Annotated in this window: 17 protein-coding genes and 2 tRNA genes; 9 read left to right on the top strand and 10 right to left on the bottom strand. The window is 71.8% G+C overall.

The features are described from left to right. Positions 1-5 precede the first annotated feature (5 nt). The 5 genes from ACH436_RS14580 to pknB are packed head-to-tail and all read left to right on the top strand — an operon-like array spanning position 6 to position 7,949. Complete coding sequence (locus ACH436_RS14580) at positions 6-1,412, top strand: Stp1/IreP family PP2C-type Ser/Thr phosphatase (RefSeq protein WP_430560906.1); 1,407 nt, start codon at positions 6-8, stop codon at positions 1,410-1,412. Beyond that, positions 1,409-2,971, top strand: coding sequence for an FtsW/RodA/SpoVE family cell cycle protein (locus ACH436_RS14575; protein WP_430560905.1), 1,563 nt, complete (start codon positions 1,409-1,411; stop codon positions 2,969-2,971). The genes ACH436_RS14580 and ACH436_RS14575 overlap by 4 nt, the downstream gene beginning before the upstream one ends. After that, positions 2,968-4,437: a peptidoglycan D,D-transpeptidase FtsI family protein gene (locus tag ACH436_RS14570; RefSeq protein ID WP_430560904.1), complete on the top strand. Its 1,470-nt coding sequence runs from the start codon at positions 2,968-2,970 to the stop codon at positions 4,435-4,437. Before ACH436_RS14575 ends, ACH436_RS14570 begins: the two co-directional genes overlap by 4 nt. Continuing rightward, on the top strand, positions 4,434-5,936 hold the full coding sequence (locus tag ACH436_RS14565) for a serine/threonine-protein kinase (RefSeq protein ID WP_430560903.1): 1,503 nt from the start codon (positions 4,434-4,436) through the stop codon (positions 5,934-5,936). The genes ACH436_RS14570 and ACH436_RS14565 overlap by 4 nt, the downstream gene beginning before the upstream one ends. Beyond that, complete coding sequence (gene pknB, locus ACH436_RS14560; protein ID WP_430560902.1) at positions 5,937-7,949, top strand: Stk1 family PASTA domain-containing Ser/Thr kinase; 2,013 nt, start codon at positions 5,937-5,939, stop codon at positions 7,947-7,949. It abuts the gene before it with no gap. Positions 7,950-8,012: 63 nt separating this feature from the next. Here pknB and ACH436_RS14555 read toward each other — a convergent pair whose 3' ends face one another. Both ACH436_RS14555 and ACH436_RS14550 read right to left on the bottom strand, forming a co-directional pair. Beyond that, a complete protein-coding gene (locus tag ACH436_RS14555; RefSeq protein WP_430560901.1) occupies positions 8,013-8,693 on the bottom strand; it encodes an aminodeoxychorismate/anthranilate synthase component II in 681 nt (226 codons plus the stop codon). Between the two features lie 101 nt (positions 8,694-8,794). After that, the gene (locus ACH436_RS14550) at positions 8,795-9,526 is read right to left on the bottom strand and encodes a DUF881 domain-containing protein (protein WP_430560900.1); all 732 of its coding nucleotides are present in this window, start codon (positions 9,524-9,526) and stop codon (positions 8,795-8,797) included. 120 nt (positions 9,527-9,646) lie between these two features. On the opposite strand from ACH436_RS14550, the gene ACH436_RS14545 reads away from it, so the two are divergent. After that, positions 9,647-9,910: a cell division protein CrgA gene (locus ACH436_RS14545; RefSeq protein WP_430560899.1), complete on the top strand. Its 264-nt coding sequence runs from the start codon at positions 9,647-9,649 to the stop codon at positions 9,908-9,910. 63 nt (positions 9,911-9,973) lie between these two features. On the opposite strand, the gene ACH436_RS14540 is transcribed toward ACH436_RS14545, so the two are convergent. Next, positions 9,974-10,576, bottom strand: coding sequence for a rhomboid family intramembrane serine protease (locus tag ACH436_RS14540; protein ID WP_430560898.1), 603 nt, complete (start codon positions 10,574-10,576; stop codon positions 9,974-9,976). 22 nt (positions 10,577-10,598) lie between these two features. Between ACH436_RS14540 and ACH436_RS14535 the strand changes: the two genes are divergently transcribed. Continuing rightward, a complete protein-coding gene (locus ACH436_RS14535) occupies positions 10,599-10,763 on the top strand; it encodes a hypothetical protein (protein WP_430560897.1) in 165 nt (54 codons plus the stop codon). A gap of 234 nt (positions 10,764-10,997) precedes the next feature. On the opposite strand, the gene ACH436_RS14530 is transcribed toward ACH436_RS14535, so the two are convergent. Beyond that, a complete protein-coding gene (locus ACH436_RS14530) occupies positions 10,998-11,537 on the bottom strand; it encodes a peptidylprolyl isomerase (RefSeq protein WP_430560896.1) in 540 nt (179 codons plus the stop codon). 105 nt (positions 11,538-11,642) lie between these two features. On the opposite strand from ACH436_RS14530, the gene ACH436_RS14525 reads away from it, so the two are divergent. Further along, positions 11,643-12,677, top strand: a complete 1,035-nt coding sequence (locus ACH436_RS14525) for a hypothetical protein (RefSeq protein WP_430560895.1) — start codon at positions 11,643-11,645, stop codon at positions 12,675-12,677. A 159-nt stretch (positions 12,678-12,836) separates the two neighbouring features. Here the strand turns inward: ACH436_RS14525 and ACH436_RS14520 are convergent. From ACH436_RS14520 to gyrB, 6 genes are all read right to left on the bottom strand, one after another. Beyond that, positions 12,837-12,912: transfer RNA gene (locus tag ACH436_RS14520), tRNA-Ala, on the bottom strand. A 28-nt stretch (positions 12,913-12,940) separates the two neighbouring features. Continuing rightward, positions 12,941-13,060 (bottom strand): DLW-39 family protein, encoded by a 120-nt coding sequence (locus tag ACH436_RS14515; RefSeq protein ID WP_217700772.1) that lies wholly within the window; start codon positions 13,058-13,060, stop codon positions 12,941-12,943. Positions 13,061-13,123: 63 nt separating this feature from the next. Continuing rightward, positions 13,124-13,197, bottom strand: a tRNA-Ile gene (locus ACH436_RS14510). 116 nt (positions 13,198-13,313) lie between these two features. Continuing rightward, positions 13,314-14,180, bottom strand: a complete 867-nt coding sequence (locus ACH436_RS14505) for a DUF3566 domain-containing protein (protein WP_430560894.1) — start codon at positions 14,178-14,180, stop codon at positions 13,314-13,316. Beyond that, positions 14,180-16,798 (bottom strand): DNA gyrase subunit A, encoded by a 2,619-nt coding sequence (gyrA, locus tag ACH436_RS14500; protein ID WP_430560893.1) that lies wholly within the window; start codon positions 16,796-16,798, stop codon positions 14,180-14,182. Before gyrA ends, ACH436_RS14505 begins: the two co-directional genes overlap by 1 nt. Positions 16,799-16,906: 108 nt before the next feature. Then, the gene (gene gyrB, locus ACH436_RS14495) at positions 16,907-19,018 is read right to left on the bottom strand and encodes a DNA topoisomerase (ATP-hydrolyzing) subunit B (protein ID WP_430560892.1); all 2,112 of its coding nucleotides are present in this window, start codon (positions 19,016-19,018) and stop codon (positions 16,907-16,909) included. A gap of 442 nt (positions 19,019-19,460) precedes the next feature. On the opposite strand from gyrB, the gene ACH436_RS14490 reads away from it, so the two are divergent. After that, positions 19,461-21,017 carry an LPXTG cell wall anchor domain-containing protein gene (locus ACH436_RS14490; RefSeq protein WP_430560891.1) on the top strand — a complete coding sequence of 519 codons (1,557 nt, stop codon included), beginning with the start codon at positions 19,461-19,463 and terminating at the stop codon, positions 21,015-21,017. The last annotated feature ends 3 nt before the right edge of the window (positions 21,018-21,020 follow it).

Raw genomic sequence — 21,020 nt, 5'->3', positions numbered from 1 at the left:
GCCCCGTGACCCTCACCCTGCGCTACGCCGCGCGGTCCGACGTCGGCCTCGTGCGGTCCAACAACCAGGACTCCGCGTACGCCGGGCCGCACCTGCTGGTCGTCGCCGACGGCATGGGCGGGCACGCGGGCGGCGACGTCGCGTCGCGCCTCGCGATCGCCGCCCTCGCCCCCCTCGACCGCACCGAGCACGGCCCCGAGGAGGCGCTGACCGACCTGGAGCACACGGTGGAGCGCGCCCGGCAGGACCTGGTGCGCGCCAGCGACGCCGACCCCGAGTTGGTCGGCATGGGCACCACCGTCACGGCCCTGCTGCACACCGGCACCACGCTCGTCATGGCGCACCTCGGCGACTCGCGCGCCTACCTGCTGCGCGAGGGGCGCCTCACGCAGGTCACGGTCGACCACACGTTCGTGCAGCACCTGGTCGACACCGGCCGCATCTCCCCGGAGGAGGCGGAGCACCACCCGCAGCGCAACGTGGTCATGCGGGTTCTGGGCGACTTCGACGTCGACCTCACGCCCGACATGTCCGTGCGCGAGGCGCGCGCCGGCGACCGCTGGCTGCTGTGCTCCGACGGCCTGTCCGGGTTCGTCTCGCCGGAGCAGATCACCGAGGTCCTCACCGAGACCACCTCTCCCGACGAGGCCGCCGACCTGCTGATCACGCTGTCCATGACGGCGGGCAGCACCGACAACATCACCGTGGTCGTCGCCGACGTCGTGGAGGACGACGACGCCCCCGCGGCCGAGGACGCGGCGTCGGCCCCGGTCGAGGGAGCGACGCTGCCGCAGGTCGTCGGCGCGGCCGCGACCGGCGAGCTGCCCGCGGTCCTCGCCACCCCCGCGGAGGACGCGGCGGACGACCCGTCGCCCGCCGACCAGGGCACCGACCCCGCCGACGACCCCGAGGACGACGACGCCGACGACGCGGACGCCCGCCCGGAGCGCAAGCGCCGCCCGTGGATCACCGTGCTGGTGGTGCTGGTGGTGCTCGGCGGCGTCGGGTACGGCCTGTGGCGCGCCTACGGCTGGACGCAGGAGCAGTACTACGTCGGCGTCGCCGACGGCGAGGTCGCCGTGTTCCAGGGCATCCCGGCCAGCGCCGGCCCCCTCACCCTCTCCACCCCGGTGGAGCTCACCGGCACCCCGGTCTCCGACCTGCCGGGCTACTGGGCGGACCGCCTCGACGGCTCCATCCGCGCGTCGTCCGAGGCCGACGCTCGCGAGCGCGCGGACCGGCTCATCGCCGAGGCCGCCCCCGAGCCGACGCCCACCCCCACCCCCTCTCCGACTCCCTCGAGCACGCCGTCCGCGACACCCAAGAGCACGTCGACCGCGAAGCCGGCCGACGCCGACACCACGGCTGACAAGCCGGCCGACAGTAAGGCCGACGGGGGGTCGAAGGAGTGAGCGCCGCCGTCGAGACCCCCGCCGAGCGCACGGTGGAACCCACCGAACGCCGTCCTGCCCGGCTGGCCGAGCTGTTCCTGCTGATCCTCGCGCTGGCCGCGGGCATCAGCGCGTTCGCGATGGTGGGCCGCAGCGTCACGGGCGAGCTGCCCGGCGACTTCTGGGCGGTCAGCCTCCTCCTCACCGGGATCTCCGTGGCCGCGCACGTCGTGCTGCGCCTCCGCGCACCCTGGGCCGACCAGGTGATCCTGCCCGCGGTCGTGCTGCTCAACGGGCTGGGCCTGGCCATGATCCTGCGCCTGGAGCTCGCCGGCACCAAGGGCGCCGACGCGTGGGCGCAGATGATGTACACGGCGCTCGGCGCGGTCATCGCGATCCTGCTCGTCTGGTTCCTGCGCGACCACCGCTGGATCCGGCGCCTCACCTACACGGCGATGCTGGTGGGCCTGGGGCTCGTCGTGCTGCCGCTGCTGCCCGTCATCGGGCGCGAGATCAACGGCGCCCGCATCTGGGTGAACATCGCCGGCTTCTCGTTGCAGCCCGCCGAGTTCGCCAAGATCGCGTTCGCGATCTTCTTCGCGGGCTACCTCGTGACCAACCGGGACACCCTGGCCCTCGCGGGCAAGAAGGTGCTGGGCCTGCAGCTGCCGCGCATCCGCGACCTCGGGCCGATCATCATCGTGTGGGCGGCGTCGCTGGCCGTCCTCGTCTTCGAGCGGGACCTGGGCACCTCGCTGCTGTTCTTCGGGCTGTTCGTCGCAATGCTGTACCTCGCCACCGAACGGTTCAGCTGGGTGCTCATCGGCCTCGTCCTGTTCGCCGCCGGCGCCCTGGTCGCGGCGAGCGTGTTCCCGCACGTCGGCGCGCGCATGGACGTCTGGCTGAACCCGTTCGACAACGAGCTGTACAACGCGGTCGGAGGCTCCTTCCAGATCGTGCAGGGCACGTTCGCGCTGGCCGCGGGCGGGCTCTTCGGCACGGGCTGGGGCGAGGGCTACCCGTACCTCGTGCCGTACGCGTTCTCCGACTTCATCTACTCGTCGCTGGGCGAGGAGCTGGGCCTGACCGGCCTGCTCGCCGTCCTGCTGACGTACCTCCTCATCGTGCAGCGCGGCCTGCGGACCGCGATCGCGGTGCGCGACGGCTTCGGCAAGCTGCTGGCCGGCGGCCTCGCGTTCGTCATGGCGCTGCAGCTCTTCGTCGTCGTCGGCGGCATCACGCGCATCATCCCGCTCACCGGCCTGACGCTGCCGTTCATGGCGCAGGGCGGGTCGTCGCTGCTGGCGAACTGGATCGTCATCGCGCTGCTGCTGCGCATCTCCGACAACGCCCGGCGTCCGTCGTCGCTGCCCGTGCGCGGCACGATCGCCCAGGGCGGGGCGATGCACGACCCCATCGTGGTCGGCGCGCACGACGGCACGACGCCGGGCGCCGGCGTCCCGGTCCGGCGGGCCGCGGCGGACGCGCCCTCGCGCGGGTCGACGCCGTCGCACCCCACCGAGGCCATCACGCCGCACCGCGACGATCCCCGAGGCACGACAGGAGGTGAGCACCTGTGAACACGACCCTGCGCCGGCTCGCGAGCGTCGTCATGGTCATGTTCCTGGCGCTCATGGTGTCGACCACGTGGATCCAGTTCTTCCACGCCGACGAGCTCAACAGCGACACCCGCAACATCCGCTCGATCTACGCCGAGTACGGCCGCGCCCGCGGCCCGATCGTCGTCGGCGGCGAGGCGATCGCGCTCTCCAAGCCCGTCGACGACGAGTTCGGCTACCAGCGCGAGTACACGGACGGCAAGCTCTACGCGCCGCTGACCGGGTTCTTCTCGCTGGCCAACGGCACCACGAAGATCGAGCACACGGAGAACGACTACCTCAACGGGCAGGCCGACGCCCTGTGGGTGGACCGCCTGCAGAACCTCCTCACCGGCGCCGACCCGGAGGGCTCCTCGGTCGAGCTCACCATCGACCCGAAGGCCCAGCAGGCGGCGTGGGACGCGCTGGGCGACCAGCGCGGCGCCGTCGTGGCGCTCGACCCGAAGACGGGCGCGATCCTCGCGCTGGTGTCGAAGCCGTCGTTCGACCCCAACGACCTGGCGTCCCACTCCACCAGGGAGGCGGGGGAGGCCTACACGAAGCTGCTCAACGACACCGAGAACAAGCCCCTGAACAGCCGCGCCACGAACTGGAGCTACCCCCCGGGCTCGACGTTCAAGCTGGTCACCACGGCCGCGGCCCTCGAGAGCGGCGACTACCAGCCCGACACGGTCATCGACGCGCCGTCCACCTACACGCTGACCGGCACGCAGACGCAGGTCGGCAACTTCGCCGGCACCTCGTGCGCCTCGTCGGGGCAGATGACGCTGGCCGACGCGCTGCGCATCTCCTGCAACACGGCGTTCCTCGGGCTGGGCGGAGAGCTCGGCGCAGACGCGATGGACGAGCAGGCGGAGAAGTTCGGGTTCGGCAAGACCGTCGACGTCCCGTTCCGTGCCGACGCCAGCCAGTACGACCAGGACCCGGACGCGATGAACACCGCGCAGGTGGAGCTGTCCGGTATCGGGCAGGGCTCCGTGACGGCCACCCCGCTGCAGGTCGCCATGGTCTCCGCGGCCATCGCGAACGGCGGCGAGGTCATGCAGCCCTACTCGGTGGACACGGTCCGCGACCCGCAGCTCGAGGTGGTCCGCCAGACGTCGCCGACCAGCCTGGGCCGCGCCGTCTCGGAGAAGACGGCGGGCCAGCTCACCGACATGATGAAGAGCGTCGTCGAGTCGGGGTCGGGCACCAGCGCCCAGATCTCGGGCGTGCAGGTGGCCGGCAAGACGGGCACCGCCCAGTGGGGCGACACGTCGAAGACGAACCCGCACGTCTGGTTCACCGGCTTCGCGCCGGCGGACGACCCGCAGGTCGCGGTGGCCGTCGTGGTGGAGAGCGGCGGCGACCTCGGCGGGCAGGCCACCGGCGGCTCGGTCTCCGCGCCGATCGCCAAGGCCGTCATGGAAGCGGTGCTGAACGGATGAGGCCGGCCACGGGGCTCGCGCTCGGCGAGCGGTACCGTCTCACGCGCCGCATCGCGATCGGCGGCATGGGCGAGGTCTGGGTGGCCGACGACGGCTACCTGGGCCGCGAGGTCGCCGTGAAGGTGCTCCGCGAGGAGTACACCGGCAACGAGGACTTCCTGCGCCGCCTGCGCACCGAGGCGCGCAACAGCGCCGCCCTGTCGCACCCGAACATCGCCCAGATGTACGACTACGGCGAGCAGGACGGCGCCGGCTTCCTCGTCATGGAGCTGGTGCTGGGCGAGCCGCTGGCCGACCTCCTGGAGCGCGAGCCCGTCGTCGCGCCCCGCAAGCTGCTGCCGATCCTCGCCGCCACGGCCCGCGGCCTGCACCACGCGCACCTGGCCAAGGTGGTGCACCGCGACGTCAAGCCCGGCAACATCCTGCTGGAGCACGGCGGCAGCGTGAAGATCACCGACTTCGGCGTCTCCCTCGCCGCCAACCAGGCCCCGATGACCGCCACCGGCATGGTCATGGGCACGGCGCAGTACCTGTCGCCCGAGCAGGCCGTCGGCCAGCCCGCGACGGCGGCGTCCGACGTCTACGCGCTCGGTGTCGTCGCGTACGAGGCAACCGCGGGCAAGCGCCCCTTCACGGGGTCGACGCCGGTGGACATCGCCGTCGCGCACGTCAACGCGCCCGTCCCGCCGCTGCCCACGCACGTGCACCCCGGCCTCGCGGACGTCATCGGCCGCATGCTCGAGAAGGACCCGTCGCGGCGCCCCGAGTCGGCCGCCTCCCTCGCGGGGGAGCTCGAGACGCTCGCGCGCGAGATCGCCGAGGACCCGCTCGGTGCCCGGTCCCGGTCCGCGCGGCGCGCCGCGGCGGCCCGCCAGGGCACCCGGCCCGCGCACGCCGCACCGGCCCACGCCGCACCCACGCCGCCGCGACCTGCTCCCGCCGCCCCCGCCTCGCCGCCGTCGGCCGCGATGCCGGTCGCGTGGGCGTCCGTGACCCCGTCCGACGACGAGCGCGCGCCCTCCGGCGAGCCGGCGCCCGCGGCCCAGGGCGACGAGCCCGCCCCCCGGACGCCGGTCGAGGGCGTCGCCGCCGGTCGCGCCTACCCGCTGCGCCGCGACGTGCGCGCCGGCGCCCACGACGCCCGACGTCCCCCGGTCCGCAAGCCCCAGCCGGCCGGCACCCGCAGCCGCGCGGCCTCCCGCGCCACCCCCGACGCGAAGCCCGCGCGACGCACCTCGACGTCGACCGGCCAGCGCTTCGGCCCGCTCGGGCGCCTCTCCTGGCCGTTGCTCGCGCTGCTCGGCCTCCTCGTCGTCCTGCTGCTGGCCACCCTCGTGCAGGCCATGGCGGCCGACGCCGGTCAGGCCGCGGCGCTCCTGGCGGGCCCGGCCCTCGCGCTCTCCCGCCCCTCCCGCACGGATGCGTCTCCCTCCTCTGGGATGATGCTCCGAGACACGCCGCACGCCCCGCGCGCGGCCATGACCGAGAAGGACATCTGAGTGGTGGACAACACGCCCCGGGTACTCGCCGGCCGCTACGAGGTCGGTGAGCTCATCGGCCGCGGCGGCATGGCCGAGGTGCACATCGGGCACGACACGCGCCTGGGTCGCACGGTCGCGATCAAGGTGCTGCGGTCCGACCTCGCACGCGACCCGTCCTTCCTGGCGCGGTTCCGCCGGGAGGCCCAGTCGGCCGCCGCCCTGAACCACCCCGCGATCGTCGCCGTCTACGACACGGGCGAGGACACGCACACGGACACGCAGGGCGCCTCCGTGCACGTGCCGTTCATCGTCATGGAGTACGTCGAGGGCCACACGGTCCGCGACATCCTGCAGGACGGCGCGGCGGTGCCGATCGAGGAGGCCATCGAGATCACGGCGGGCATCCTCAGCGCCCTCGAGTACTCGCACCAGGCCGGCATCGTGCACCGCGACATCAAGCCGGCCAACGTCATGATCACGCCCACCGGCGCGGTCAAGGTGATGGACTTCGGCATCGCGCGCGCCGTGGCGGACTCCGCCGCGACGATGACGCAGACGCACGCCGTCATCGGCACGGCCCAGTACCTGTCGCCCGAGCAGGCCCGCGGTGAGACCGTGGACGCCCGCTCCGACCTGTACTCCACCGGCTGCCTCCTGTTCGAGCTGCTCACCGGGCGTCCGCCGTTCATCGGCGACTCCCCGGTCGCGGTGGCGTACCAGCACGTCGGGCAGGCGCCGCAGCGGCCCAGCGAGCTCGCCTCCGACGTGCCCGAGGTGCTCGACCGCATCGTCCTCAAGGCCCTCACCAAGGACCGCGACGCCCGCTACTCGACCGCCGCGGAGTTCCGCGCCGACCTGGAGACCGCGCTGCGCGGGGGCGACGTCACCGCGCCGCTGCTCGGTGCGGCCGCCGCCGGCGCCGCCGCGACGCAGGTCATGGGCCAGCCCGCGGGCACGCAGGTGATGGACCCCGCGACCACGTCGCAGTGGGGCACCACCGGGGTCCAGGGCGCGAACGGCGGCGAGCCGGAGGAGGAGAAGAAGAGCCGCAAGGGGCTCATGTGGGCGCTCATCGCCATCGGTGCCGTCGCGCTGGCCGCGATCATCACGTTCCTCATCATGAACGGGGCCGAGGCGAAGACGACCGTCCCGGAGCTCAAGTCCAACGTCACCCCCGCCGAGGCGGAGCGCGCGATCACCGCCGCCGGCCTCGAGTACGAGCAGTCGGTCGACACCGAGTCCACGGAGCCGGAGAACACCTTCCTCGGGCAGGACCCGGCCGGCGGCACCGAGGTGGACCGCGGGACGGTCGTGACGGTGACGTTCTCCGCCGGCCCGGACACCATCGCCGTGCCCCAGCTCGCGGGCATGACCGAGGACGAGGCGAAGGCCACGCTCGAGGAGGCCCAGCTCACGCTCGGGGACGTGTCCGACGCGAACAGCAAGGACGTCGACGAGGGGCAGGTCATCGAGTCGAAGCCCGCCGAGGGCCAGGCGGTCAGCGAGGGGTCGTCCGTCGACCTCGTGCTGTCCAACGGCCGGGTCGAGCTGCCGAACCTCAAGGGCAGGTCGGAGCAGCAGGCGAAGGACACCCTGACCGACCTCGGCCTGAGCAGCTCCACCAGCACCGAGGAGAGCGACGAGAAGGCCGGCACCGTCATCCGGCAGAGCCCCGAGGCGGGCAACGTCCGTCAGGGCAGCTCGGTGGAGCTCGTCATCGCCAAGGAGAAGGCCCCGGAGATGACGACGGTGCCCAACGTCGTGGGAAGCTCCGCCGCCGAGGCCCAGGCCGCCATCAACGGCGCGAACCTCAGCCCGCAGATCACCTTCGAGCCCTCGGACGACGTGCCCAACGGCTTCGTGATCTCCCAGGACCCGGAGGGCGGCGAGGTCGAGGTCGGCTCGAACGTCACCGTCGTCGTGTCCAGCGGCCCGGAGCCCGGCGAGACGCCCACCGACGAACCGACCGGGGAGCCCACCGACGGGGAGACGGACGACGCCGGCGACCCGCTCGGCATCCTCGGCGACTGACGACGAAGGGTCGAGCCCGTCGGAACCGGAGTTCCGACGGGCTCGACCCCTGCGTGGGCCGCCTCAGCCCTGGTGCACCAGCGGCGCCATGCCTCGCGACCGCTCCACCGCGCCGTCGTCGCCGCACACGGCCAGCCAGTTGGCCAGGAGCCGGTGCCCGCCCTCGGTGAGCACCGACTCCGGGTGGAACTGGACGCCGTGCAGCGGCAGCTCGCGGTGCTGCAGCCCCATGACGACGCCGCTCGCCGTGGCGCCGGTCACCTCGAGCTCCGCGGGCACGCTCTCCGGCAGCACCGCGAGCGAGTGGTAGCGCGTGGCCGTGAACGGGGACGCGAGGCCGTCGAGCACGCCATCGCCGCCGTGCTCCACGAGGCTGGTCTTGCCGTGCATGAGCTCCGGGGCGTGCGCCACCGTGGCGCCGTAGACCTCCGCCAGGGCCTGGTGCCCCAGGCAGACGCCGAGCATCGGCGTGCGGGACCGGGCGCACGCCCGGATGACGTCCTCGGACGCGCCGGCCTCCTTCGGGGTCCCCGGGCCGGGGGAGACGAGCACCCCGTCGAAGGGCTCCCCGTCCGCGTCGCGGAAGACGCCGTCGGCGTCGGGCTCGGGCACGGCGTCGTTGCGCACGACGACGGTGCGCGCCCCGAGCTGGTCGAGGTAGCCGACGATCGTGTAGACGAACGAGTCGTAGTTGTCGACGACGAGGATGCGCGGGCCGGTGGTCGTGGTGGCGGGGGTGGTCATGGCTGTCTCGCTTCGGGGAGGTGGTCAGGCGGGCTGCGGGGCGGGACGGCGGCCACGCCATCGCCGGCCCGGCAGCGCGGTGCACGCGGCGATCGCGCGGCTCACGAGAACACGTCCGTGCCGGCGGGGACCGTCGCGTACTTCATCTCGGAGCTGCCGGTGTAGGCGGGCAGCTCGAGCGTGCCCGCGTCCTTCACCGACCACCCGAGGGCGACCCAGTCGACGTACTGCTGGTAGATCGCGACCCCCGGGTCAGCATCCAGGGACGCCCGGAGCTCCTCGGGGTCGCCCACCGCCTCGATCACGTACGGCGGGGAGAACACCTTGCCGTGCAGCAGCAGGATGTTGCCGGAGCAGCGGAACGCCGACGTCGCGGTGACGCGCTCGCCCTGCAGCGTCATCGCCTCGGCGCCGCCCGCCCACAGCGCGTTGATCACGTGCTGTACGTCCTGCTGGTGCACGACCAGGTCGTCCGGACGCGCCCCCGAGATGGACTGGCTGGACGCGGGCGCGTCGTCGAGCGCCACGCGGAGGCCCGGCCCCGACACGGGCGCGGCGCCGGTGACGACGGACTCGTCCGCGACGAGCTCGGCGCTGCGCGTGGGCAGGTCGGTGCCGACCTGCTTGCCGAGGTCGTCGATCTCCGCCTCGAGCTCGTTCATCCGGTCGGTGAGGACGGCGACGCGGTCGGACTCCGTGGTGACCAGCTCGGCGAGGTCCTGCGGGTCGCGGCCGTCCTTGGTGTCCGCGAGCTGCGCGCTGGCGGTGAACAGGAGCCCGGACGCGGCGAGGACGCACGCGACGGTCGCGCTCTGGCGCACTCGGCGGTTCATCGGCACCCCTCGCTGTCCTTCTCGAGCCTGCTGGCCACTACGCTAGTCGACAGAATCGCCGACGGTGGCGGGCATCCGGCCCGCGGCCGCCGCCCCACCGTCCGGACAGGAGACCTCCCCGTGCCCGAGTCGAAGCCCCGCAAGAAGAAGAGCGCCCCCGTCGAGCAGGCCGGCGCCCCGGCGAAGGCGAAGCCGCAGGGCAACCCGCGCTGGTTGGTGCCGACGATGCTCACGCTCATGCTGCTGGGCCTCGCGTGGATCGTCCTGTACTACCTCACGGCCCAGGGACTCGGCCTGCCCGTCCCGGCGCTCGGCGCCTGGAACCTCGCCGTCGGCTTCGTGCTGATCATCGCGGGCTTCGGGCTCACCACGCGCTGGCGCTGACCCGAGGCGGGATTTCACCCGTGTAGTTCGTTCCACACCTGTGGACAACCCTGTGGGCGACGCTCAGAGCATCCCCACCGAGGTGTACTTCCACAGCGTCGCGGCGAGGAGGACGACGGCCACCCCCGCCGGGAGCAACCACCCCACGAGCGCCTGCCGCTCGCGGGGCGCGAAGGCGAACCCTGCGCCCATCGCCAGACCGATCACCAGGCCGCCGAGGTGCGCCTGCCAGGCGATCCCGCCGACGAAGAACGGGATCGCCATGTTGATGGCGATGAGCACGAGGATCTGCGTGGCGCTGCGCCCGGTACGTCGCAGCACCGGGATGATCGCGCCGAACAGCCCGAAGACGGCCCCGGAGGCGCCGACGACGGCGGTGTACCAGGAGTACCCGTGCGGGTCGGCGAGCAGCAGGTAGCCCACGGAGCCCGCGATCGCGGACAGCACGTAGAGCGCGATGAACCGGCCGCGCCCGAACGCCTGCTCCAGGAACGGGCCCGTGAGCCACAGCGCGTACATGTTGAACAGGATGTGCAGCGGGCTGGTGGAGTGCAGGAACGCGGCGGTGAGGAACCGCCACGGCTCGGCGAGCCCGACGGAGGCGGCGAAGGCCCACCGCTGCGTCCAGTCACCGCCCGTCACGAGCTGCAGGACCCAGCTCACCACGCACAGGGCGACGATCGTAAGCGTGACGACCGGGCGCCCGCCACGGACCGTGCCGCCGAAGATCGTCCGCGCGCTCGGCATCGCACGCGACGCCTCCTTGACGCAGTCGACGCACTGGATCCCCACCGCGGCGGGCCGCTGGCACTCCGGGCACGTCGGGCGGCCGCAGCGCTGGCAGCGCACGTAGGAGACACGGTCCGGGTGCCGCGGGCACACCGGTGGCGCGGCGGGCTGCCCGTACTGCGGTTCGGCAGGCGGTGTCGAGATGAGTCGGCCCTCCGTGAGGCGATGGAAAGGTCGGGGTCGGAAACCTCGTCGCAGTCCTATCTTTCCCGAAGTGGAGCGCCCCCTGGGGCGCGTGAACGGGACTGCGACGAGGTTTCCGACCCCGACCGTGACCTGGCGACCGGTATCGGTCTGGTCAGTCCTCGATGGTGACGCTGTTGATGACGATGTCCTGGACGGGACGGTCGCCGGGGCGGGTCGCCGTGGTGCCGATCGCGTCGACGACGGCGCGCGACTCGTCGTCGGCCACCTTCCCGAAGATGCTGTGCTTGCCGTTCAGCCACGGCGTGGCGGCGGTGGTGATGAAGAACTGCGAGCCGTTGGTGCCCTCGACGGCGCCCGTGACCGGGTTGCGGCGCTTGCCGGCGTTCGCCATCGCGAGGATGTACTTGTCGTCGAACTGGAGCTCCGGGTGGATCTCGTCGTCGAAGGTGTAGCCGGGGCCGCCGGTGCCGGTGCCCAGCGGGTCCCCGCCCTGGATCATGAAGCTGTCGATGACGCGGTGGAAGATGACACCGTCGTACAGGGGGTCGTTGCGCTCGGCGCCCGTGGCCGGGTCCGTCCACGTCGTGGTGCCCTTGGCCAGCCCGACGAAGTTCGCGACGGTCTTGGGCGCGTGGTTCGGCAGCAGCTCGATGCGGATGTCACCGGCGGTGGTGTGGAGGGTTGCGAACATGCCCTCATCCTCTCACCCTCGCTCTCACCATCCGTCTCCAGGACCCGCACGGCGCGGCCCGCGCGTACCGCTGCAGGCCAGGGCACCTGGTGGCACAGTGGGTCCATGGTGCGAAAGAACGTGGGCGACGGCGTCAAGGACGCTGCCAAGGACCAGGCCGAGAAGCTCTCCTCGAAGGTCTCCGAGAAGGTGAGCTCGACGATCAACGACATCGACACCGAGAAGCTCAAGGACTCCGCGACCGAGGCGGCCGCCGCTCTGGTCGGCGCCGGGACCCGGGCTGCGGGCGGGGCGAAGGAGGCCGCGAACCAGGCCAAGGACTGGGCGGAGCCGCGCGTCGACTCGTTCCTCGAGTGGCTCGTGCCCCGCGCCGAGAAGGCGTGGCGCGAGAGCGTGCTCGCGGCGGCGCCGCGGGTCGAGAAGGCGGCGGACAAGGCCGGCCCGCTCGTGGACACGGCGCACGACAAGATCGTGGACGACTACCTGCCACGCGTCGTGCAGGCGTTCAACGACGCGGCGGCGCGCGCCGGTGCGGCTGCGGGTGCGGCCGGCGTCGTGGCGGCGGACGCAGCGCGCGACGCCGCGGCGAAGGCCGGCCGCGCGGGCAAGAAGGCCGCGAAGCAGGCGGCCAAGGAGGCCGCGAAGGCCCAGGCCGCCGCCGAGAAGGCGGCGGAGAAGGCCGCCAAGGAGGCCGGGAGGTCCGGCAAGGGCAAGGGCCTGTTCTGGTTCCTCGCGCTCGCCGGGGCGGCCGTGGCGGGCTTCGCCTTCTGGCGTCGCGCCCAGCCGCAGAACGACCCGTGGGCCGAGCCCTGGGAGCAGCAGTCCGGCCCCGACTACGACGGCGCGGCCCGCGACGCGCGGCACGCCGTCGCCGACGCGGCGGAGGCGGTCGGCGAGGCCGCCGGGCACGCCGTCGCGAAGGGCCGCGAGGCCGCCGAGCGCGCCTCCGAGCGGGCGGCCGAGCTCGGCGAGGAGGTCACCGACGCCGTGGACAAGGCCAAGGACAAGGCCAGCGACGCCGCCAAGAAGGCGACGAACCGCACGCGGTCCACCACCCGCAAGGCGGAGGACACCACCGGCGACGCGGCAGACGCTGCCGAGGACGCCACCAAGGACGCGGGGGAGGGCGACAAGGCCTGACCGCCGCGCCGTCCGGGACGGCACCGCACCGCTCGCCACAGGGCCGCGTCCACGAGGGCGCGGCCCTGTGGCGCGTCCGGGGTCCGGCCCGGGGCGCACCGTGCGCACGGCACCCTGGACATGACGAGACCCCGCACGCGGGGCGTACGGGGTCGTCGCTGGTGGAGCCAAGGGGACTCGAACCCCTAACCCCCTGCTTGCAAAGCAGGTGCGCTACCAATTGCGCCATGGCCCCTGGCGGCCGCGTCAGACGGGCCGGGCGTTCAGTCGATGGTGTCGGTGACCTCGGACCACAGGTCCCGGTCGGCCGAGTCCTCGTTGAGACGGCGCCAGACCAGGTATCCCGCGCCCAGCGCGAGCAGGAGGACGAACAGCTTCTTCATCTTCTGCCTCCTCGTCACGACCGTGGTCGTGCGTCTCGGGCCCGGGCCTGAGGTGGCCTGGAGTGGGGCTAGGAGGACTTGAACCTCCGACCTCTTCCTTATCAGGGAAGCGCTCTAACCGTCTGAGCTATAGCCCCGAGCGCGCCCCACGAGGGAGCGCGTGCAGCACGGAACATTACCGTACGCGCGGGTCCGTTCCCAAACCGGGACCGGTGTCACGCGGTGTGACGTCGGTCCCGGCCGGGGGACGGGGTCACTCGTCCGTCAGCGTGAGGTGCACGCCGCCGACGAGCGCGGCCGTGACGTTGTACAGGATGGCCATGATCGTGGCGAGCGCGGTCAGCAGCACCACGTTGACGATGGCGATCAGGACGGACAGCGAGACGACGCGGTCGAACTCGATGAACTGCATGAGGTTCACGGCCTGCGGGCCGATCGTCTCGCTCAGGAAGCCCTGGATCTTCGCGAAGGTGCCCATGTCGTTGAGCACGTACCAGACCACCATCGTCGCGACGACGGTGATGAAGCCGATCGCGACGGACAGCAGGAACGCGAGCTTCATGATCGACCACGGGTCGACCCGCGACACGGACAGCCGGACCCGGCGCGCGCCGGCGCCACCCTGCGCAGCCCCGACCATCGGTCCGCCGACGGGCGCCGCCGCGGGGGCGGCCGTCCCCTGCACGCCGCCCGCGGAGTAGTGCATCTCCGGGCGCGGCTCGGCCGGCGTGGAGGCCTTCTTCGACGGGGCGGGAGCACCCGCGCCGTCCGTGCCGTCCTGACCCTTGCCCGTCGTCTCCGGCATCACCGACTGCACCTTCTTCGCCGCGTTGCGCGCGGCAGCGAGAGCGGCGGCCGCGGCCTTGACCGCGCCGTCCTTGACGGGCGAGGCGCCCTGGGTGGTGGCGCCCCCCGCCGGGGGAGCGGGCGGCGACGCGACGGGGGGAGCCGGCGGCGCCGGGACCTCGCCGACGCGGACGGCGCCCGTCGACGACATCGACGGCGTGGCTGCCGCCGTCGTGCCCGCAGCCGGGCTGCGGCGGTGGGTCGACTCGTCGATCTCCGCCTCCCGCGTGGAAGGCGCCGACGACGCCCGGGTCGACGCGCTGTTCTCCGTCATCAGTCCTCGTCCCCGCTCGTGGTCTGCTCGTCGGCGGCCTGCTCGTCCACGCTAACCGACTCGTCGCCGCTTGCCTCGTCGACGTCCCGGCGCTCGACGTTGCGGGCGACGGCGATGATGCGGTCCCCGCGGTCGGGCTTCGCGAACGTCACGCCCTGCGTGGTGCGGCCGGTGAGGTTCACCTCCGCGACCGCCGAGCGCACGATCTTGCCACGCTCCATGATGACCAGCACCTCGTCGTCCGCCTCCGTCACCAAGGCCCCCACGAGGTCTCCACGAGCCTCCACCAGGTTGGCGACCTTGATGCCGTAGCCGGCGCGGCCCTGGACGCGGTACTCGGTGATCGCGGTGCGCTTGGCGAAGCCACCCTCGGTCACGACGAACAGGTCCGTCCCCGGGGTGACGACGTCCGCGTTGAGCAGCTCGTCCTCCTCGCGGAACTTCATCCCCGTGACGCCGGACGTCGCACGCCCCATCGGGCGCAGCGTGTCGTCGTCGGCGGGGAAGCGGATCGACTGGCCCTTGCGGGACACGAGGATGAGGTGGTCGTCCGCGTTCACCAGCCGTGCCGCGACGAGCTCGTCGGGCTTGCCGTCGTCGTCCTCGCGCAGGTTGATCGCGATGAGGCCGCCCGAGCGCGGCGAGTTGTACTCGCCGAGGCGCGTCTTCTTCACGAGCCCGCGGCGCGTCGCGAGCACCAGGTAGTCGGCCGCCTCGTAGTCCGGCAGGTCGAGCACCTGTGCGATGTGCTCGCCCGGCTGGAACGCCAGCATGTTCGCCACGTGCTGGCCCTTGGCGTCACGGCCGCCCTCGGGCAGCTCGTAGCCCTTGGCGCGGTACACGCGTCCCAGGTTCGTGAAGAACAGCAGCCAGTGGTGCGTCGTCGTGACGAAGAAGTGCTCGACGATGTCGTCCTCGCGCAGCGCCGCCCCGCGCACGCCCTTGCCGCCGCGGCGCTGTGCCCGGTAGTTGTCCGACCGCGTGCGCTTGGCGTACCCGCCGCGCGTGATCGTGACGACGACCTCCTCCTCGGGGATGAGGTCCTCGACCGACATGTCGCCGTCGAACGGCAGGATCGTGGTGCGGCGCTCGTCGCCGTACCGCTCGACGATGTCGTCGAGCTCCTCCTGGACGATGGTGCGCTGCCGCTCCGGCTTCGCGAGGATGTCCTTGTAGTCCTCGATCTGCCGCTGCAGGCCGTCGTGCTCGTCGATGATCTTCTGGCGCTCCAGGGCCGCGAGGCGGCGCAGCTGCAGCGCGAGGATCGCGTTGGCCTGCTGCTCGTCGACGTCGAGCAGCTCCATGAGGCCGGTGCGGGCCTGATCCACGTCGGGCGAGCGGCGGATGAGCGCGATGACCTCGTCGAGGGCGTCGAGCGCCTTGAGGTAGCCGCGCAGGATGTGGATCTGACGCTCGGCCTCGGCCAGCAGGTACTCCGTGCGGCGGCGCACGACCTCGATCTGGTGCGTGGTCCAGTGCCGCACGAAGGCGTCGAGGCTGAGCGTGCGCGGCACGTCGTCGACGAGCGCCACCATGTTGGCGCCGAAGCTGAACTGCAGCGGGGTGTGCTTGTACAGGTTGTTCAGCACGACCTTGGCGATGGCGTCGCGCTTGAGCACGATGACGAGGCGCTGGCCCGTGCGGCCGGACGTCTCGTCCCGGATGTCCGCGATGCCGGCGAGCTTGCCGTCGTTGACCAGGTCGGCGACCTTGCTGGCGAGGTTGTCCGGGTTGACCTGGTAGGGCAGCTCGGTGATGACCAGGCAGATCCGGTTCTGGATCTCCTCGACGTTCACGACGGCGCGCATCGTGATCGAGCCGCGACCGGTGCGGTACGCCTCCTCGATGCCCTTGGTGCCCAGGATCTGAGCGCCGGTCGGGAAGTCCGGGCCCTTGATGCGCTGCATCAGTGCGGCCAGGAGCTCCTCGCGGGAGGCGTCGGGGTTCGCCAGGTGCCAGCGCACGCCCTCCGCCACCTCGCGCAGGTTGTGCGGCGGGATGTTGGTCGCCATGCCGACCGCGATGCCGGCGGAGCCGTTGACCAGCAGGTTGGGGAACCGGGCGGGCAGGACGACGGGCTCCTGCGTGCGGCCGTCGTAGTTGTCCTGGAAGTCGACCGTGTTCTTGTCGATGTCCCGGACCATCTCCATGGCCAGCGGGGCCATCCGGCACTCCGTGTACCGCGGGGCGGCGGCCGGGTCGTTGCCGGGGGAGCCGAAGTTGCCCTGGCCGGCGACGAGCGGGTAGCGCAGCACCCAGTCCTGCACCAGCCGCACGAGCGTGTCGTAGATCGCGGTGTCGCCGTGCGGGTGGAACTTGCCCATGACGTCGCCCACGACGCGCGAGCACTTGGAGAACGCGCGGTCGGGGCGGTAGCCGCCGTCGTACATCGCGTACAGCACGCGGCGGTGCACCGGCTTGAGGCCGTCCCGCACGTCGGGGAGCGCGCGCCCGACGATGACGCTCATCGCGTAGTCGAGGTAGCTGCGCTGCATCTCCAGCTGCAGGTCCACCTGGTCGATGCGGCCGTGCTGCACCGCGACCGAGCCGTCGGTCGTGTCGATCGCCTCGTCCGGGGCGCCGTCCGTCATGTCGGGACCGGGGGTCTCGTCCGTCACCGTCTACCTTCTTCCTGTCCTGCGCCGCCGGGGCGCGGGTTCCGTCCTCGTGGTCCATGGCCGTGTACAACATCGCCTGTACGAGTTGTACGGCGACGTCGTCGGCCGCTAGATGTCGAGGAAGCGGACGTCCTTGGCGTTGCGCTGGATGAAGCTGCGGCGGGACTCGACGTCCTCGCCCATGAGCACCGAGAAGATCTCGTCGGCCGCGGCCGCGTCGTCCATGGTGACCTGCAGCAGCGTGCGGTGCTCCGGGTCCATGGTCGTGTCCCAGAGCTCGGTGTAGTCCATCTCGCCCAGGCCCTTGTAGCGCTGGATGCCGTTCTCCTTGGGGATCCGCTTGCCCGCGGCGAGACCCTCCTTGAGGAAGGCGTCCCGCTCGCGGTCGGAGTACACGTAGTCGTGCGGCGCGTTCGACCACTTGAGCCGGTACAGCGGCGGCTGGGCCAGGTACACGTGGCCGTGCTCGATGAGCGGGCGCATGTACCGGAACAGCAGGGTGAGCAGCAGGGTGCAGATGTGCTGGCCGTCGACGTCGGCGTCGGCCATGAGCACGATCTTGTGGTACCGGAGCTTCGAGATGTCGAAGTCCTCCCCGATACCGGTGCCGAAGGCCGTGATCAGGGACTGGATCTCCTGGTTGGAGAGCGCCTTGTCCAGGCGCGCCCGCTCCACGTTGAGGATCTTGCCGCGCAGCGGCAGGATCGCCTGGTTGTGCGGGTTCCGGCCGCGGACCGCGGAGCCGCCGGCCGAGTCGCCCTCGACGATGTAGACCTCGCAGTCCTCGGCCCGGTTGGACTGGCAGTCCTTGAGCTTGCCGGGCATCCCGCCCGAGCTGAGGATCCCCTTGCGGCGGGTGGCCTCGCGCGCCTTGCGGGCCGCCATCCGCGCCTGCGACGCCTGGATCGCCTTGCGGATCACGTCGCGCGCCTCGGTGGGGTGGGCGTCGAACCAGTCCACGAGCTTCTCGCGGACCACGCGCTGCACGAACGTCTTGGCCTCGGTGTTGCCCAGCTTCGTCTTGGTCTGGCCCTCGAACTGGGGCTCGCCGAGCTTGACGGAGATGACGGCGGTGAGCCCCTCGCGGATGTCGTCACCCGTGAGGTTCTCGTCCTTCTCCTTGATGATGGCCTTCTCGCGCGCGTAGCTGTTGACCAGCGTGGTGAGCGCCGCGCGGAAGCCCTCCTCGTGCGTGCCGCCCTCCGTGGTGGAGATGGTGTTCGCGAAGGTGTGCACCGACTCGCTGTACGCGCTGGTCCACTGCATCGCGATCTCCACGGAGATCTTCCGCTCGGTGTCCTCCGCCTCCACGTCGATGATCTCGGGGTGGATCAGCTCGGACTTCTTGGCCGCGTTGATGTGCGCCACGTAGTCGGTGAGGCCGTTGTCGTAGCGGTACGTGACCGTGCGGACGGGGTTGGCCTCCTCGACGTCCGCGGAACCGTCCGCCGCCGTCACGTCGGCGTCCGCGCCGTCCGGGGCCTGCCCGGCCACCTCGTCGTCCGCGACGGCGTGGCCGGCGCGCTCGTCCCGGAGCGTGATCTGGAGGCCCTTGTTGAGGAAGGCGTACTGCTGGAAGCGCGAGCGCAGCGTCTCGAAGTCGTAGTCCGTGGTCTCGAAGATCGACCCGTCGGCCCAGAAGGTCTGCGTGGTGCCCGTGCCCTCGCCCTCGGCCAGCGGCTCGAGCTTCTGCACCTCGGTGACGGGCTCGCCACCCTCCTGGTACTCCTGGCGCCAGTGGAAGCCGTCCCGCTTCACCTCGGAGACGAAGCGGGTGGACAGCGCGTTGACCACGGACATGCCCACGCCGTGCAGGCCGCCGGAGACGGCGTACCCGCCGCCGCCGAACTTGCCGCCCGCGTGCAGGATCGTCATGACGACCTCGAGCGTCGGCTTGCCCTCGGTGGGGTGCATCGCGACGGGGATGCCACGGCCGTTGTCCCGGACCCGGACGCCGCCGTCGGCGAGGAGGGTCACCTCGACGCTGTCGGCGTGACCGGCGAGGGCCTCGTCCACAGAGTTGTCCACAATCTCGTAGACCAGGTGGTGGAGGCCTCGCTCGCCCGTGGAGCCGATGTACATGCCCGGGCGCTTGCGGACGGCCTCCAGGCCCTCCAGGACGGTGATGTTGCCGGCGTCGTACCCGCTCCCCGGTCCGGCTGCTCCGTTGACTCCGTTGGCGACTGTGTCGGGACGGGGGGTGTCGGTTCGGTCTGCCACAGGCGGAGCTGCTCCTCGGTCGTCGTGCACGCGCCGGCGCTTCGTGCGTGGTGCAGGCGGCGCGGCTCTCAGGTTCCGGGCTGCGCGCGACCGAGCCGTGCGAGAGGTCGCAGCACGACCCGGAATGACCCTCCCAGTCTACCTGCCGGAGGCAAGGAAACGGCGGATTGACGCCGCTGGAGGGAAGTTCCGCACACGTTGTCCACAGGTCGTGGACGACGAGATCTCCACAGCCTTGTCCACAGGGTTTTCCCCAGGGTTGTCCACAATCCGCGGGTGATCGGTGCCGCTCATCGGTAACGTCCGGTTTTCGTACTCTGACCGTTATCGACGGCTCTCCCGATTTACTCCGAAAACTGGTGTACTACAGCACGATTCCCCGTTTCGCACGTCGACTGGCGCGCGCCCGTGCACCGGTCACCACCGAAGGGACAACCCCACAGTGAAGAAGACCCTGGCAGGCGTCGCCGCAGCGACGCTCGCCGTCGGAGGGATGCTCGTCGCCACCGCGGCGCCCGCCTCCGCGCACACGCCCCGTGTCAAGGACTCCTGTTCCAGCCTCGAGGTGAACCTGACCCAGTACCGCGGCGCGGACGTCGTCGTCCAGATCGACGGCAAGACCGTCGCCGAGGACGACTTCTACGACTCCTGGCACCGGACGTTCGACCTCGACGGTTCGACGGGCCACGAGTGGACCGTCGATGTCGACGCGCGCGACGGGGACAAGTACGACGCCCACGAGTCCGGCCGTACCCAGCCCTGCACCCCGACGACACCGGAGCAGCCCCAGGGCACCGACATTCAGGTCGGCATCTACCTGTACCCGAAGCTCGACAAGGACGCGCCTGCTGCGTGGGAGAACTCCGGGAAGCAGCAGCTGCTCGGCACCACGCCGCTCACCGTCCCCGAGGACGAGCTCAAGAACGACCAGCACTGGTACACCGAGCTGCCCGAGACCGACGCGCTCGACGACATCGACCTGTGCACCGGCTGGGGGATCCAGCAGGACCTGGTGCGCGGAGGTGTCGACGACTACACGATGCCTGACACCATCACGTACCCCGACGGCTCCTCCATGGACGGGCACCTCGTCGACTGGCAGCACCAGGAGCTGAGCGACTTCGGGATCGAGCTGCCGTCCGCCGCGGACTGCGCCACCCCCTCCGAGCCTGAGGTCCCCGCGGTCGAGGAGCCCGAGGTCGTCGTGCCGCAGGCACCGGCCCCGGTCGAGATCTGCGGCGCCGACGCGGGCGACGTCATCCTTCCGGCCGACAGCGAGGACGTGACCTACCTCCGCACCGAGCAGGGTGTGCTCGCCATCCCCGGCAAGGACCGAGTCTTCGGCACCGACCTCGCCGGCTACACCCGCACCGAGGGGGGTGACGTGATCTTCCCGATCGAGCAGCTCGTCCCCTCGGCCGAGGAGTGCGCGCTGATCCCGGGTGACATCGGTGCCGTGTGCGTCGGCGACACCCCGTACCTCGGCTACGGCGTCTCCCTGCCCGAAGGCATCGAGGTCGACGACGACACGCCGCTGACGATCACGTTCCTCCACCCGGACGGCGGCGAGAACTACGTCGCCACCGACCAGCCGCTGGAGGGCCAGCTGCTGTGGCCGGGGGCCACCGACACCGCGCCGAAGCAGTGGCCGGGCTGGGAGCAGCAGGACGACGGCTCGTACGTCGAGACCGACGGCAACTACGCCTGGACCCGTGAGGGCGTCGAGGTGCTGTTCGAGGTCAACCCGGAGTACTCGCAGATCGTGAGCTACCCGGAGGCGACGACCGAGTGCGCCAACCCGGTCGGCATGGGCGGGGCGGACGTGGTGGACGCCGTCGTGGACGGCCCGGACGACACGGACGTTCCCCCGGCCGCGGCCGAGGCGGTCGACGAGCTCCCGCAGACCGGCGCGACCGTCGGCGTCATCGCCGGGATCGCGGCGCTGCTGGTCGTGGGCGGCGGCCTGCTGTTCTGGCTGCGTCGTCGCATCCAGCACTGACGC

It is taken from the genome of Isoptericola sp. NPDC019693, from assembly GCF_044389085.1.
In the GTDB taxonomy this organism is placed as follows: domain Bacteria; phylum Actinomycetota; class Actinomycetes; order Actinomycetales; family Cellulomonadaceae; genus Isoptericola.
Note: the sequence above shows the minus strand (reverse complement) of the source record. Positions and strands in the feature narration are given on the sequence as shown.

Coding starts and splice junctions, on each gene's coding strand:
- ACH436_RS14565 (WP_430560903.1), top strand. CDS start 4,434: ATGAGGCCGGCCACGGGGCTCGCGCTCGGCGAGCGGTACCGTCTCACG.
- ACH436_RS14530 (WP_430560896.1), bottom strand. CDS start 11,537: ATGTTCGCAACCCTCCACACCACCGCCGGTGACATCCGCATCGAGCTG.
- ACH436_RS14550 (WP_430560900.1), bottom strand. CDS start 9,526: ATGAACCGCCGAGTGCGCCAGAGCGCGACCGTCGCGTGCGTCCTCGCC.
- ACH436_RS14515 (WP_217700772.1), bottom strand. CDS start 13,060: ATGAAGAAGCTGTTCGTCCTCCTGCTCGCGCTGGGCGCGGGATACCTG.
- ACH436_RS14505 (WP_430560894.1), bottom strand. CDS start 14,180: ATGACGGAGAACAGCGCGTCGACCCGGGCGTCGTCGGCGCCTTCCACG.
- ACH436_RS14525 (WP_430560895.1), top strand. CDS start 11,643: ATGGTGCGAAAGAACGTGGGCGACGGCGTCAAGGACGCTGCCAAGGAC.
- ACH436_RS14555 (WP_430560901.1), bottom strand. CDS start 8,693: ATGACCACCCCCGCCACCACGACCACCGGCCCGCGCATCCTCGTCGTC.